Below are 13589 nucleotides of genomic sequence, written 5' to 3' on the forward strand. Positions count from 1 at the left end.
GGCTGAAAGCCTAACCGGCGGGGGTGAACTCGATGTTGAGTTCGGTGAGTCCGCGCAGAATGAACGTCGGCTCATAGGTGTAGTTGCGGGCGTCGATAGAGCCGTGCTCGATCTCGCTGATCTTGATGTCGGCCAGTCGGTCGAGAAGCCGCTCGATTGACACCCGGCCCTCGACGCGGGCCAGCGGGGCACCGGGGCAGGAGTGGATCCCGCGACTGAAGGCGATGTGTTCGCGGACATTCTTGCGGTCCAGTTGGAACTCGTGCGGGTTCTCGAACCGGCGGGGATCGCGGTTTGCCGCGCCGGGGCTGACCATCACCGTGGTGCCCGCAGGCACCGGAGTTTCGCCGAGAGTCGTTGTCTTGCGGGCCATTCGGAAAACACTCTTCACCGGGCTGTCCATCCGCAGGCATTCCTCGATGAAGACCGGAATGAGGCTGCGGTCCTCCCGGAGCCTGCGCTGGATGTCGGGCCGGTCGCCCAGCACCCGAAGCGCCGCGCCGAGTAGTTTCGCGGTGGTCTCCTGGCCGGCGGCGAACAGGAACGTTGCGGTGCGGACGACGTCGACCACCTCGGGCGTGGAGCCGTCGGGGTACTTGGCGGTGGCGATGGAGGTCAGCACGTCGTCGCGGGGCGATTCACGGCGATCTTCGATGTACTGCGAGAACTTCTCGTCCGCCCATGCCAACGGATTGGTCGCGATCACCTCGTGGTCCAGGGCGCCGATGTTGGTTCCTGGCTGTCCTGCTCCGAAGGATTGACGGAAGTCCTCGTGGTCGGCTTCCGGGACGCCCAGGAGATCCGCAACCACCAAGAGGGAGAACGGCTTCGCGTATGCGGCGAGGAACTCGCAGCGACCGTCGGCGATGAACTCATCGATGTGACGATCGGCCAACCGCCACATGAAGTCTTCGTTCTCCTTGAGTCGCTTCGGCGTCAGCAGTCGAGCCAGGATCGAGCGGGCGTCGGTGTGCTGCGGCGGGTCCATCGTCACCATGTGCTCGAACATCGGGATCTGTGTGCGGTGCTTCTCGAGCTGTGCGCAGATGTCGTCACCCTCCGGGGTGAAGGGGATCGGTGTGAACGGTCCCATCACCGCGACGCAGGACGAGTAGTTCTCGGAGTCCTTGTAGACGTTGTTGGCCGCTTCCCAGCCGGTGACGGCGAGGACTCCGTTGTTGATCGGGCAGCACACGGGGTCCTTGCCGCGGATGTGGTCGTAATACGGGTGAGGGTCTGGCACCAACGAGGGATCCGTGAAGTAGTCGACATCGTCGTAATCAGTGGTCATCTGCTTGCGTTTCCTTCCGGATCCCAAGATATGCTGAGCACCTGCTTAGCATGCACGTAGAGTCACGGTCAAGGTGACACCACGGGTCGGCGGCTACCATCTGCGTGGCAGCAGCTATGAGAGGAATTGACATGGCATCGGCGCGAAGAATGGGAGCGCCGGACGCGAAGAACCGCGGCGTGCTGCTCGACGCCGCCGAGCAACTGTTGCTCGAAGAGGGCTACGGCGCGGTCACTTCCCGGCGGGTAGCCGAACGGGCCGGCCTCAAGCCGCAACTCGTGCACTACTACTTCCGCACGATGGAGGACCTGTTCCTCGAGGTGTTCCGGCGCAGAGCGGAAGAGGGGCTCGGGGTGCTGAAGACAGCGCTGGCGTCGCCGCAACCGCTGTGGGCGCTGTGGCGGTTCAGCACGATGCCGGAGGCGACGCGACTGACGATGGAGTTCATGGGTCTGGCCAATCATCGCAAGGCATTGCGGGCCGAAATCGTCTACTACGCCGAGCGTTTCCGTGAGGAGCAGAACAAGGCCATCGCCGCAGCGTTGGAGCGTTACGGCATCGCGACCTCGGAAGTGCCGCCCGTGGTGTGGACGGTGTTCGCGACGAGCGTGTCGCAAGCGATCGTGATGGAACGGGCGCTCGGCATGTCTTCCGGTCACGAGGAAACCTTCCAGTACTGCGAACAGTGGTTACGCCGCCTCGAAGGTGAACCGCCACCGGCCGACGATCACCAGGGGCGAATCGAGCAGAGCGCGCCTTTGGGGCCCTGATGGGTCTTCACGACCACGCCGTCGACGGCAAGCGCGCAGTGGATGTTCGGCGTCTTGGTTGATTCCCCGCCTGTGCCCGCCACCACCATCGCCCATTGATCGGGGTTGACCAGTCCGACATCCAGATTCCACTGCTGATTCGGCCCGACGTCGGCTTCTGCCTTGGGGCTGAACTGATATGGATTGTGGCTGTAGTCCGCCCAGTTCGGTGGGTCGGTGTCGCGGTAATAAATCACCACACTGAATGGCTGCTCGGCCCACACCGTGTAGTGGACGTTGTGCAACGGAGGAGGCGGGGGATCGTTGTCCGCGGCCGCGGATGGCGTGCCTAGGATCAGACACCCGGCCAGCACCGTCGCCGATAGCGCAGGCGGAAACCTCATTTCCGAGATCCTAGAACCATGTTTCCGACAGCGTGCTCCGATTGGGCGATCTGGTTTCTACAGGCTGAGGATCGTCGCCGATGCCGTGCCGGGGGCTCCGTAGACGTGCGCCAAGCCGACGCGAGGGCCACCGGGCACCTGCCGGTCGCCTGCCTCGCCGCGCAGTTGGCGCACCAGTTCGTGCACCTGCCGCAGCCCCGAGGCGCCTATCGGCTCACCATTGGCGATCAACCCTCCGTCGGTGTTGATCGGCAGTGAGCCGTGGATCTCAGTCTCGCCGTCGGCGATCAGCTTCTCCTGATCGCCGTCTGCGCACAGCCCCGTCTCGGCCATGTGAATGACCTCGGCGCCGGCATCGGTGTCCTGCAACTGGGCGACGTCGACGTCCTCCGGGCCGATGCCCGCGGCCTCATAGGCGGCCTTGGCTGCGAACACCGTGGGGGAGGGGTCCTCGTCGAGCGGCGCCGAGGTGGCGTGCACCTCGTAGGCGCCGAACGTGCGGGTCCGGATCTCGGTGGCCCGCACATAGACCGGCTTGTCGGTGAACTTGTGTGCGATGTCGCCGCGGCACATGATGACCGCGGCCGCGCCCTCATCGGGAGCACAGAACATGTACTGCGTCAGCGGATAGTTGAGCACCGTCGAGTTGAGGATCTCTTCCTCGGGAATAGGCTTGCGCCGGAACGCATTCGGATTCTTCTCGCCGTTGCGGAAGTTCTTCGCCGCCACCTTTGCCAGCGTCGCCTGCGAGATGCCGTGTTTGTGGATGTAGTGGTTGGCCTTCATCCCGAAGAATTTGGTGGTGACGAACTGACCGTTCTCGGCGTACCACTGCGGCAGCGCGAGCTTGGCGGGATCGTCGGTGAACGCACCGCGCGGGTGTTTGTCGAGACCGATCGCGATGCCGATGTCGTACTTGCCCAACCGGATGGTGTCGGCGGTCTGCTGGATCGCCGACGCGGCGGTGGCGCACGCGTTGAAGACATTGGTGAACGTGATGCCCGTCAAGCCCACCAGGCGGGTCACCGCGTCGGGATTGGAGACCTCATGGCTGCCGCCGAAGCCGAACTGGATGTCCTTCCACTGGACTCCCGCGTCGGTGAGGGCAGCGTCGATCGCGTCGGCGCCCATCTCCATCGCGGTCTTGTCGAACCGTCCGAACGGGTGCAGACCCACGCCGATGATGGCGACGTCGTTCATGGCGTTCCTTTCTCAGACCGGCCGAAAGGCGAAGGTGACGACCTCGTTGCCGTCCTCGTCGGTGGTGAACGGGGTCATGGTCAGTTCGACCTCCTGGCCGAACTTCAGTTTGGCGGGGTCGTTCTCGGTGAGCCTGCCCTCGACGCGGATGACATCGTCGAGTTGCACCAGGCCTACGCCGAACGGGACGAAGTCTTTACCGGTCGGACCCTTGTACGGCGCGCCGGGCGGGAAGCCTTGGGTGGTCCACGCGATCAAGGTCCCGCGGCGGGGCAACAGGACCTCGGACATCTGGCCGGCACTGCACTTGGGGCAGCGTTGCTGGACGGGGAACGCGGTGGCGCCGCACTTACCGCAGGTGCTTCCGATGAGTTGGGGATTCTCGGCAGGCCAGGTCGAGATCTCCGGCGCAAGCGCTATCTGCTGTGCTGACACGTCGTTCACGATAACCGGAAATGAGATTCTCGTCTAGAGAGAACACGGGCGCGCATAGCCAACGACCAACGCCGTGATGTCACGACTGACCACCTCGGCGAAAGACCGCCCGCCGTACTTGCCCGCCGCCCAGTGGCGCGCACCTTCGCCCACGAGAGATTGCGCGACGTTCGCGACGTGCGCGCCGTCGAAGTCCAAAGGTAACTTGCCGTCCTGCTTTGCCCGCTCGAACACCTCGGCGAAGATCACTGACGTCCGCTCCAGATGATCGTGGCCGGCAAGCGCCTGCCGGTAACCCTCGAGGATCGCCTCGACGACGAGTTCGGGGGTACTGCGGCGCATGGTGTCCTCGATGCTGGCGAGCACCGCCGTGATCACCGCCGACACCTCGTACGGTTTGGCCATCATCTCGGTCGCGACGTTGTGCGCGACATCCGTCGACAACACCCCGACTTCGAACAGCACGTCCTCCTTCCGCGGGAAATAGAAGTAGAACAACGCCTTCGACACGCCCGCGGCGCGGCAGATGTCGGCCACGGTCGTGCCCGCATACCCATTGGTGCGCCACAACGCCATCGCCGCCTGCACCAGTGACTGCTTGGTCTGGTGTGAACGCGCCTGCTGAAACGAGGCGCGGCGCTGACCTTGGTCAGCAATAGGCATCCGAGCTATCTCAGGCATGGCAATGGTTTTCCGCGGTATACATAGTTGACCCGAGTCTAACTTGTGAAATAGCCTCGCCGTGTGGATGCCGACAAGGAGCAGATCGCCGAGGTGCTGATCCGCTACGCCACCGGAATCGATTCCAAAGATTGGCCGCTGCTGCGCAGATGCTGGACCGAGGACGTCGATGTCGATTACGGCGAAGTCGGCCGCTACTCGGGCGCCGATGCGATCACCGACCTGATGCGGCAGCTTCACGACGCGATGGGTCCGACGTATCACCGGCTGACCAACTTGACGATCGCGGTCGACGGTGACCGTGCGACGGCACGGTCGTACGTCCACGCTGTGCTGCAGGCGATCCCAGACGACGCGGCCAGTTGGGTTGAGGCGCTGGGACATTACGACGACGAGCTGGTCCGCACGGCCGACGGCTGGCGCATCTCGCGCCGCACGACGAGCATCGCGCGGGTGCATGCAGGCGCCGCATCGGCAACTGGCTCATGACCGGAGATTTCGGGGAGAAGTTCGGTCGGTGGGCCGTCATCGCGGGTGCCTCCGAAGGGATTGGCGCTGCCTTGGCCGACCAATTGGCCGCGCGCGGATTGGATCTCGTGTTGATCGCGCGCAACAGGCGCCTGCTTGACGAGGTGGCTACTCAGGCCAGTGAGGACCACGGGGTGCAGACGCGCGTCGTCGTGCAGGACCTCACCGAACCCGACGCAGGCGCGACGGTGGCCGCCGCGACCGACGGCCTCGAGGTGGGGCTGTTGATCTACAACGCGGGCGCGTCGGACCGGACGAACGCCTTCCTGGACAACGAACTCGACTATTCGCTCAAACAGATCAAGCTGGACTGCATCGGGCCCACCGTCCTGGCACACCATTTCGGTACTGCCATGCGCGAGCGCGGTCGCGGCGGCATCGTGCTCGTCGCGTCGTTGGCCTGTCTGGCCGGTTCGGCGACGCTCGCGATGTACTCGGCGGTCAAGGCCTTCCAGCACAACCTCGCCGAAGGATTGTGGGCCGAGCTTCGGTCCCACGGCGTCGACGTCTGCTGCACACCGCTCGGGATGACGTACACCCCGGCCTTTGCGCGGATGGGCATCGAGTACGACCCGGCCGCGCACATGCTTCCCGAAGACGTGGCGGGCGAGATCATCGAAAACATCGGCAACGGTCCTGTGCACGTGGTCGGCGACAACAACCGGGCGGCCTCGTCTGCGGTGTGGACCATCGACCGACGGGCGCTCGTCGAGATGATGACCACGGCTTCACTGGATTTCGCATCCAGCAGGAACGCCTGACATGCGGGCGGTCGTGTTACGTGACGGTGGGCTGACGGTGCGCGAGACGGCCGATCCCGTTCCAGGGCCCGGCCAGTTGCTGATCCGGCCGCTCAGCGCGGCGATCTGCGCCTCCGACAACGATTCGGTGTCCGTCACCGCGGCCACGCACAAAGGGGCGACCATTCAATTCGGCGGCGGCCCGCATCCCGTCGACTGGTACGGCACCATCGACGCGGTGGTCAGCGGTCGACTGGACACGCTGCCCAGCATCGGCAGGGTGATCGGTCTCGACGAGGTGCCCGACGCGGTCGACTTGGCGCGCAAGTCGCAGGGACCACCGCGCGTCGTCGTCCACCCCACGGCGACATGAGTGTGCTGCCGGGGCCGATCCGTCAGATTGGCTACGTGGTAACCGATCTCGACGAGGCACTGGCGAGCTGGGTTGGGTTGGGGGTCGGCCCGTGGGCTGTCATCCGGGACCTGCCAATCAGTGCGACGTATCGCGGCGAGCCGTGCGAGACCACGCTGTCGTTGGCGATGGCCAACAGCGGCGAGATGCAGATCGAGCTGATCTGCCAGCACGACGACACACCGAGCATATTCACGGAGTTCCTGGCGGCCAACGGCCCTGGTTACCACCAATTGGCCTACTGGACCGAAGATTTCGACGCCACCATGAAGGCCGTCGAGGAGGCCGATTGGCCGGTGGTGTGGTCGGGCGGCGAAAACTTCGGAGTGCGTTTCGCCTACGTCGAGCCGCCGAACAGCCCAGCCCCGATCGTGGAGATCTCCGAACTCACCGAGACGACGCGAGCCAGCGCGGAGTTCATTCGCGACGCCGCGGCGAATTGGGACGGCTCCACCCCGATCGTCTAGCGACTTGTCACTGCTTCTTCTTCTTCATCACCTTGTCTGCGGCCGTCCAGTGTTCGTCGGCCACCCACAGCCGCGCGAACGACGTGACGGCCTCCGTGGTGGAGACACCCTTCATCACGCGCTTGATCTCGCCTGCCGGCCGGCTCGCCAACGCCTTGGCGATGCCACGCCAGTCGTCGGCGAAGGAGGCGCGCGGTAACACCTTGTCCACCAGACCGATTCGCTCGGCCTCGGCGGCGTCGAGCACCGTGCCGGTGCCTGCCAGCAGCAGCGCCTTGCCATAGCCTACGAGCGTGACGAGGCGCTCGGCGCCGCCCCATGCCGGCATGATCTCCAGCGTCACCTGGTTGAAGCCGATCTTGACGTCATCGGCGGCGAGCCGGATGTCAGCCGCCACCGCGAACTCGGCGCCGCCGCCGAGCGCATGGCCGTTGAGCACCGCGACGGTGGGGGTGGGGAACGCGGCGATCCGATCGCAGATCGTGCGCATCCGGAACGCCATCGAGGCCGCCTCGTGTTCGGTGCGCAACGCGCTGAGTTCCTTCAGGTCGCCGCCGGAGACGAACGCCCGATCACCGGCTCCGGTGAGCACCAATGCCTTGGCGCCGACCGCCCCGTCGAGCGCCTTCTCCAACTGATCCATGGTCTCCATTGAGATGGCGTTGCGGGCGTGCGGGCGGTCGATGGTGATGACCGCCAGGCCGTCATCCAACTCGAGGTCGACCATCAAGCGTTCTCCGTCTGCGGTATTGGCATTCTCTCTAGCGGAGAATAACATCGCAGCGGAGCGGAGGTGCTGCGGAACGCATGCGAGAAATCCCTGTTGAACTGACCAAGCGCTACCAGGAGGCGGGGTGGTGGACCCAGGACACCCTCGGTGACCTCGTCGCGCGCGGGCTGAAGAACAACCCCGACGTCGGTTTCCACGTGCACTCGACGGTCCGGCCATTTGCGGGCACGTTCCATGACGTCGAATTGGAGGCGCGACGGTTGGCGGCGGGCCTGCATGCCCGCGGCGTCGGCCCCGGCGACCTGGTGGCGTTGCAACTGCCCAACTGGATGGAGGCCGCGGCCGCGTTCTGGGCGTCGACGTTCCTGGGCGCGGTGACGGTGCCGATCGTGCACTTCTACGGTCGCAAGGAACTGACTCACATCCTCGGGACGGCCAAGCCTCGGGTGTTCATCACCGCAGAAGAGTTCGGCCGCATGCAGTTTGCGCCCGACCTTTGCGACGACATCCCGATCGTGGGGCTCGTCGGCACGGACTACCACGAACTGCTTGCCGACGAACCGCTCGAGGGCACGCTGGCCACCGACCCCGCCGGTCCGGCGTTGATCGCATTCACCTCCGGCACCACGAGTAATCCCAAAGGCGTTGTGCACAGCCATCAGACGCTGGGTTTCGAAACGCGCCAGCTGTTGGAGAACTATCCGGAGGATCGCGGCAGGCAACTCACCGCCACCCCGGTCGGCCACTTCATCGGCATGCTGGGCGCCTTTCTCATCCCGGTATTGGAAGGCGCACCGATCGACCTGTGCGACGTGTGGGACCCCGGCAAGGTGCTCAAACTCATTGAAAGCGAGGGGCTTTCGATCGGCGGCGGACCACCGTACTTCGTCACCAGCCTGTTGGACCACCCGGACTGCACCCCAGCACATATGCGTCATTTCACGACCGTCGGCCTCGGCGGCTCGACGGTGCCCGCTGCGGTCACCCGTCGGCTTGCCGATCTCGGCATGTTCGTCTTCCGGTCCTACGGCAGTAGCGAACACCCGTCGATCACCGGGTCGGCGCCCACCGCGCCGGAGGACAAGCGGCTCTACACCGACGGCAACGCGCGCCCCGGCGTCGAGATCCGGCTCGGACCCGACGGCGAGATCTTCAGCCGCGGGCCCGATTTGTGCCTCGGCTACACCGATCCCGAGTTGACGGCCAAGGCGTTCGACTCCGACGGCTGGTACCGCACCGGCGACGTCGGCGTGCTCGACGACGACGGTTACCTGACCATCACCGACCGTAAGTCCGACGTGATCATCCGCGGCGGCGAGAACATCAGCGCGCTGGAAGTCGAGGAGGTGCTGCTCGCGATGCCGAGCGTCGTGGAGGCGGTGGTGGTGGCCGCGCCCGACGCACGCCTCGGCGAGCGGACGGCCGCGGTGCTGCGCATCAGGGCAGGCCATTCGATGCCAACCATCGACGAGGTGCGTGCCCACTTCAAGCGGGCAGGCGTCGCGGCCCAGAAGTGGCCAGAGGAACTCCACCAAGTCGACGACTACCCCCGGACGGCCAGCGGGAAGGTGCAGAAGTTCCGCGTCCGCGCGGATGTGGCGGCGGCTCGGCAGAATATTGCGGCTTGTCAAAAGTGAGAATATGATTCTCGCAACTAGAAAAGGAGTGTTCCAATGGGGCAACTGTCGCACCGGGTCGACATACCGTTCCCGCTGTTCGACGCGGACAACCATCTGTACGAGCCGCCGGAGGCGCTGACGAAATACCTGCCCAAGGAGTACAAGGACGTCGTCCAGTACGTCGAGGTCAATGGCCGCACCAAGATCGCGCTGCGCGGTGTGATCAGCAACTACATTCCCAACCCCACGTTCTCGGTGGTTGCCAGGCCGGGCGCCTGGGAGGAGTACTTCAAGTTCGGCAATCCGGATGGCAAGAGCAAGCGGGAACTGTTCGGCGAGCCGATGCGGTCGATTCCGGCGTTCTTCGAACCGGGCCCGCGCCTGGAACTGATGAACGAGTTGGGCGTCGACCGCTCGCTGATGTTCCCGACGTTGGCCAGCCTGATCGAGGAGCGGCTGCGCGACGACCCGGTCGCCATCCACGTGCTCATCCACTCGCTGAACCAGTGGCTCGACGAGGTCTGGGGCTTCAACTACCAGAACCGGATCTTCACCACGCCGGTGATCACCCTGCCCATCGTCGAGAAGGCGATCGAGGAACTGGAGTGGTGCGTCAAACGTGGGGCTCGCGCCATCCTGATCCGGCCTGCGCCGGTGCCCGGCTTCCGTGGCCCACGGTCGTTCGCGCTGCCCGAGTTCGATCCGTTCTGGCAGAAGTGCGTCGAGTACGACGTGCTGATCGGCATGCACTCCTCCGACAGCGGCTACTCGCGCTACACCTCCGAATGGGACGGGGCGGCCCAGGAGATGTTGCCGTTCCAGACCAACGCGATGTCGATTCTCAACGAGTGGCGTCCCATCCAGGATGCGGTCGCCTCCTGGGTGATCCACGGCGCGCTGTTCCGATTCCCGACGCTCAAGGTGGCGATCGTCGAGGCGGGTTCGAAATGGATGTTCCCGCTTCTGGATTCGATGGCTGAGGTGTACAAGAAGACGCCTGAGAGCTTCCCCGGCAACCCGGTCGAGGAGATCAAGAACCGCATCCACGTCAGCCCGTTCTACGAGGAGGGCATCGACGACCTGATCAACCTGGTCGGCGTGGACCAGGTGCTCTACGGCTCCGACTGGCCGCATCCGGAAGGTCTTGCCGAGCCGACCCACTACGTGACGGCACTCGAGCACCTCTCGGTCGAGGATCAGGCGAAGATCATGGGCGGCAACCTGGATCGGCTCGTCACGGTGTGAGGCGCGCTGCGGCGATCAAGGGCGCAAGCGCCCGATGAGGAGCGGCGCCAGATGACCCAGTCACAACCGTGGGCGACCATCCCCGAGATGGTCCTGAGCGCGGGGGACCGCTTCGGCGACGCGGAAGCGGTCGTCGACGGTCCGCTGCGCCTCACCTTCACTGAACTGGTCGCTCGGATCCGTTGCGCGGCAGGTGCGTTCAACGACTGCGGGATCGACAAGGGTGACCGCGTCGCGATCTGGGCGCCGAACTGCGCCGAGTGGATCATTGCGGCGTTCGGGTTGCTGACCGCAGGCGGGGTGCTTGTGCCCGTCAACACCCGGTTCAAAATCCAGGAGGCGGCCGACGTCATCGGCCGTAGCGGCGCGAAGGCGGTGTTGATCCAGAAGGACTTCCTCGGCCAGGACTTCACAGTGCCGGCGGGCATCCCGACGATCGACCTGAAATCGGACTTCCTGTCCGGCGGCGCGCCGTTCGAGCGGGCCGTCGACGGCGCAGACATCTCCGACATCATCTTCACCTCGGGCACCACCGGACGGCCCAAGGGCGCGAAGATGAACCACCGCCAGACGTTGCGGATGTACGAGGAGTGGGCGACCCTCGCGGACCTCCGCGAGGGTGACCGCTACCTGATGATCAACCCGTACTTCCACACCTTCGGATTGAAGGCGGGGTTGATCGCGTCGTTCCTGCGCGGCGCCACCATGGTGCCGGTGGCCGCGTTCGACATCGATCGTGTCGTAAAACTCGTTGAGAGCGAACGCATCACGATGCTGCCAGGGCCGCCAACGCTATACCACTCGCTGCTCGCCGTGGCCGACAAGGACAGGCTCGCGACCCTGCGCGCGGGCGTCACGGGCGCAGCAGACATTCCGGTGGAACTGGTCCGCCGGATACATGACGAACTTCCTTTCCAGACGTTGATGACCGGATACGGGCTGACCGAGGCGGGCAATGTGACCCTGTCCAGGCCGGGCGACTCGTTCGAGGATGTCGCGACCACCGCGGGGCTGCCGTGTGAGGACATCGAGGTGCGAGTCGCCGACGACGGCGAAGTGCTCGTACGCGGCTACGGCGTCATGCAGGGCTACCTCGACGACCCTGCCGCCACGGCGGAGGCCATCGACGCCGCCGGGTGGCTGCACACCGGGGACCTCGGCACCCTCACGGAGTCGGGCCGGTTGCGCATCGTCGGCCGCAAGAAGGACATGTTCATCGTCGGCGGCTTCAACGCCTACCCCGCCGAAATCGAGGGATTTCTGATGCAGCACCCCGCGGTCGCGCAAGCGGCCGTGATCGGTGTTCCCGATGAGCGGTTGGGACAGGTTGGCAAGGCGTTCGTCGTAATGAAGACTGGCGAAGCCGCCATGAGCGGCGACGAACTGATCGCCTGGAGCCGGGAGCGGATGGCCGGATTCAAGGTTCCCCGGTTCGTCGAGTTCCTCGAACAGCTACCGTTGAACGCCACGGGCAAAGTCATGAAAGACCAACTGCGCTGAGCGCTCGTACAGCGCGCAAATAACATTTCCGCAGGAAGCGGCGCAGAGGTCCCGGGTCGGGGATGCGGTATCCTCGCGGCAATACTCAAAAATGAATAATGCCATTCTCATATTGAGTAGTGCTTTTGCAGCAACAAGGAGGTCGCTGTGCCGTCTTTCAGGCGCCGCGAGTCGGTGATCGACGCTGACCGTGTTGAGGCGCCGCCGCACGAACCTGAACGCGCGGCCGATGCGGCCGACGCGCTCGCCCTCGCCGAGGAAGCCGAAGCGGAGGCCGCAGAGGCGGAGGCGATTGCGGCCGCTGCCCGCGCCAGAGCACGTGCCATCCGGCTGCGGCGGCAGGCCCAGGCCGAGCCCGAGCCCGAGGCTTCCGAAGCCGTCGAATTGGTCGAACCCAGTGTGGCGGTCACTGATGACGCGGAGACCGAGAAGGTCGAGGAGGCCCAGGCGGCCGAGGAAACCGAGGCTCCGGTCCGCAGACGGAGCTCACTGCTGCTGCGGATACTCAAGATCTTCACCACCGTGGTGGCCATCGCGTGCACGGCGGCGTTCATCACGCTCAGCGTGCTGATGGTGATCAACCACCGGCACCAGGCCGCCGAGGACCAGCGCCGCGCTGAATTCGCCGCGGCTGCGCGGCAGAGTGTCGTGACCTTGATGTCGCTGGACTTCAACAAGGCCAAGGAGGACGTGCAGCGCATCATCGACAATTCGACGGGTCAGTTCCACGACGACTTCAAGGACCAGGCCGAGGACTTCATCAAGGTCACCCAGGACTCGAAGGTGATCACTGAGGTCACCGTCAACGCCACCGGCGTCGAGTCGATGACCGACGACTCGGCCGTCGTGCTGGTGTCAGCCACCTCGCGTGTCACCAACGCGGCAGGCGCCAAGCAGGAGCCGCGCTCCTGGCGGCTGTCGGTCAACCTCGACCGTGCCGGCGATCAAATCAAGATGTCGAAAGTGGAGTTCGTGCCGTGACCGCCAACGACACCGACGTCGTGACCGACGTCGACGAAAAGTCAACCGACACAGCCGAATCGAAGCCGGCCAAGCCGAGTGCCCGTCGGCGCGCGGTGGTGGGCCGAATCGGTGCGGTCGTGTTGGCGGTCGCGCTGCTCGCCTCCGGCGGCGCCACCGCGTGGCTGTACTTCGGCCAGTACCGTGCTGACCGGCAGACCGACGGTGCGGCGGCCAACGTCGCACTGGACGCCGCGAAGGCAGGCACAGTGGCGATGCTGTCGTACTCGCCCGAAAGTCTGGACAAGGACTTCGCCAATGCGAAATCGCATCTGACGGGTGACTTTCTCTCGTACTACACGAATTTCACCCAGCAGATCGTCACACCGGCCGCCAAGCAGAAGGCGGTCAAGACCTCCGCCGCCGTGGTGCGGGCCGCGGTGTCGGAGATGCATCCGGATTCTGCGCTGGTGCTGGTGTTCATCAACCAGAACACCACCAGCAAGGAGAATCCGGACGGTGCATTCGCTGCGAGCGCGGTCAAGGTGGGGCTGAAGAGGATCAACGGCACCTGGCTGATTTCGTCGTTCGACCCCGTGTAGCGTCGGCGCCGTGGCGGATCCCAAGC

At 65.0% G+C, this 13589-nt stretch carries 15 protein-coding genes and 1 pseudogene; 10 read left to right on the plus strand and 6 right to left on the minus strand.

From position 1 onward, the window contains the following. Positions 1-10: 10 nt before the first annotated feature. The gene (locus A5724_RS19820) at positions 11-1291 is read right to left on the minus strand and encodes a cytochrome P450 (RefSeq protein ID WP_067805825.1); all 1281 of its coding nucleotides are present in this window, start codon (positions 1289-1291) and stop codon (positions 11-13) included. 131 nt (positions 1292-1422) lie between these two features. Here A5724_RS19820 and A5724_RS19825 point away from each other — a divergent pair, with 131 nt between their 5' ends. Then, complete coding sequence (locus A5724_RS19825) at positions 1423-2061, plus strand: TetR/AcrR family transcriptional regulator (protein WP_067805828.1); 639 nt, start codon at positions 1423-1425, stop codon at positions 2059-2061. On the opposite strand, the gene A5724_RS19830 is transcribed toward A5724_RS19825, so the two are convergent. The 4 genes from A5724_RS19830 to A5724_RS19845 are packed head-to-tail and all read right to left on the minus strand — an operon-like array spanning position 2019 to position 4760. Then, positions 2019-2444, minus strand: a complete 426-nt coding sequence (locus A5724_RS19830; protein ID WP_067805831.1) for a hypothetical protein — start codon at positions 2442-2444, stop codon at positions 2019-2021. The two genes, A5724_RS19825 and A5724_RS19830, sit on opposite strands and share 43 nt — an antisense overlap. Before the next feature lie 57 nt (positions 2445-2501). Beyond that, positions 2502-3644 carry a thiolase family protein gene (locus tag A5724_RS19835; RefSeq protein WP_067805835.1) on the minus strand — a complete coding sequence of 381 codons (1143 nt, stop codon included), beginning with the start codon at positions 3642-3644 and terminating at the stop codon, positions 2502-2504. A gap of 12 nt (positions 3645-3656) precedes the next feature. After that, positions 3657-4091 carry a Zn-ribbon domain-containing OB-fold protein gene (locus A5724_RS19840; RefSeq protein ID WP_067805838.1) on the minus strand — a complete coding sequence of 145 codons (435 nt, stop codon included), beginning with the start codon at positions 4089-4091 and terminating at the stop codon, positions 3657-3659. Between the two features lie 21 nt (positions 4092-4112). Further along, a complete protein-coding gene (locus tag A5724_RS19845) occupies positions 4113-4760 on the minus strand; it encodes a TetR/AcrR family transcriptional regulator (protein ID WP_067805840.1) in 648 nt (215 codons plus the stop codon). A gap of 63 nt (positions 4761-4823) precedes the next feature. Here A5724_RS19845 and A5724_RS19850 point away from each other — a divergent pair, with 63 nt between their 5' ends. The 4 genes and pseudogenes from A5724_RS19850 to A5724_RS19865 all read left to right on the plus strand — a co-directional run bounded on the left by A5724_RS19850 (position 4824) and on the right by A5724_RS19865 (position 6907). Next, positions 4824-5249 (plus strand): nuclear transport factor 2 family protein, encoded by a 426-nt coding sequence (locus tag A5724_RS19850; protein WP_067805843.1) that lies wholly within the window; start codon positions 4824-4826, stop codon positions 5247-5249. After that, positions 5246-6049, plus strand: coding sequence for an SDR family oxidoreductase (locus A5724_RS19855; protein ID WP_067805847.1), 804 nt, complete (start codon positions 5246-5248; stop codon positions 6047-6049). Before A5724_RS19850 ends, A5724_RS19855 begins: the two co-directional genes overlap by 4 nt. Before the next feature lie 136 nt (positions 6050-6185). Then, positions 6186-6401, plus strand: a pseudogene (locus tag A5724_RS35180) (zinc-binding dehydrogenase); the annotation flags it as partial. Further along, positions 6398-6907 carry a VOC family protein gene (locus A5724_RS19865; protein WP_067805854.1) on the plus strand — a complete coding sequence of 170 codons (510 nt, stop codon included), beginning with the start codon at positions 6398-6400 and terminating at the stop codon, positions 6905-6907. The pseudogene A5724_RS35180 and the gene A5724_RS19865, both read left to right, overlap by 4 nt. Before the next feature lie 7 nt (positions 6908-6914). Here the strand turns inward: A5724_RS19865 and A5724_RS19870 are convergent, their stop codons facing one another. After that, complete coding sequence (locus A5724_RS19870) at positions 6915-7634, minus strand: enoyl-CoA hydratase/isomerase family protein (protein ID WP_067805857.1); 720 nt, start codon at positions 7632-7634, stop codon at positions 6915-6917. A gap of 80 nt (positions 7635-7714) precedes the next feature. On the opposite strand from A5724_RS19870, the gene A5724_RS19875 reads away from it, so the two are divergent. From A5724_RS19875 to A5724_RS19895, 5 genes are all read left to right on the plus strand, one after another. Next, positions 7715-9274 (plus strand): AMP-binding protein, encoded by a 1560-nt coding sequence (locus A5724_RS19875; protein WP_067805860.1) that lies wholly within the window; start codon positions 7715-7717, stop codon positions 9272-9274. A gap of 36 nt (positions 9275-9310) precedes the next feature. Continuing rightward, the gene (locus A5724_RS19880) at positions 9311-10501 is read left to right on the plus strand and encodes an amidohydrolase family protein (RefSeq protein WP_067805863.1); all 1191 of its coding nucleotides are present in this window, start codon (positions 9311-9313) and stop codon (positions 10499-10501) included. A gap of 51 nt (positions 10502-10552) precedes the next feature. Further along, positions 10553-12001 (plus strand): FadD3 family acyl-CoA ligase, encoded by a 1449-nt coding sequence (locus tag A5724_RS19885; protein WP_082965151.1) that lies wholly within the window; start codon positions 10553-10555, stop codon positions 11999-12001. A gap of 147 nt (positions 12002-12148) precedes the next feature. Beyond that, the gene (locus A5724_RS19890; protein WP_067805867.1) at positions 12149-12982 is read left to right on the plus strand and encodes a hypothetical protein; all 834 of its coding nucleotides are present in this window, start codon (positions 12149-12151) and stop codon (positions 12980-12982) included. Further along, positions 12979-13563, plus strand: coding sequence for a hypothetical protein (locus tag A5724_RS19895; RefSeq protein ID WP_067805869.1), 585 nt, complete (start codon positions 12979-12981; stop codon positions 13561-13563). The genes A5724_RS19890 and A5724_RS19895 overlap by 4 nt, the downstream gene beginning before the upstream one ends. The last annotated feature ends 26 nt before the right edge of the window (positions 13564-13589 follow it).

Source organism: Mycobacterium sp. ACS1612 (genome assembly GCF_001667505.1).
Classification (GTDB): domain Bacteria; phylum Actinomycetota; class Actinomycetes; order Mycobacteriales; family Mycobacteriaceae; genus Mycobacterium.

Coding starts and splice junctions, on each gene's coding strand:
- A5724_RS19865 (WP_067805854.1), top strand. CDS start 6,398: ATGAGTGTGCTGCCGGGGCCGATCCGTCAGATTGGCTACGTGGTAACC.
- A5724_RS19870 (WP_067805857.1), bottom strand. CDS start 7,634: ATGGTCGACCTCGAGTTGGATGACGGCCTGGCGGTCATCACCATCGAC.
- A5724_RS19825 (WP_067805828.1), top strand. CDS start 1,423: ATGGCATCGGCGCGAAGAATGGGAGCGCCGGACGCGAAGAACCGCGGC.
- A5724_RS19820 (WP_067805825.1), bottom strand. CDS start 1,291: ATGACCACTGATTACGACGATGTCGACTACTTCACGGATCCCTCGTTG.
- A5724_RS19845 (WP_067805840.1), bottom strand. CDS start 4,760: ATGCCTGAGATAGCTCGGATGCCTATTGCTGACCAAGGTCAGCGCCGC.
- A5724_RS19885 (WP_082965151.1), top strand. CDS start 10,553: ATGACCCAGTCACAACCGTGGGCGACCATCCCCGAGATGGTCCTGAGC.
- A5724_RS19855 (WP_067805847.1), top strand. CDS start 5,246: ATGACCGGAGATTTCGGGGAGAAGTTCGGTCGGTGGGCCGTCATCGCG.
- A5724_RS19835 (WP_067805835.1), bottom strand. CDS start 3,644: ATGAACGACGTCGCCATCATCGGCGTGGGTCTGCACCCGTTCGGACGG.
- A5724_RS19875 (WP_067805860.1), top strand. CDS start 7,715: ATGCGAGAAATCCCTGTTGAACTGACCAAGCGCTACCAGGAGGCGGGG.
- A5724_RS19880 (WP_067805863.1), top strand. CDS start 9,311: ATGGGGCAACTGTCGCACCGGGTCGACATACCGTTCCCGCTGTTCGAC.
- A5724_RS19830 (WP_067805831.1), bottom strand. CDS start 2,444: ATGAGGTTTCCGCCTGCGCTATCGGCGACGGTGCTGGCCGGGTGTCTG.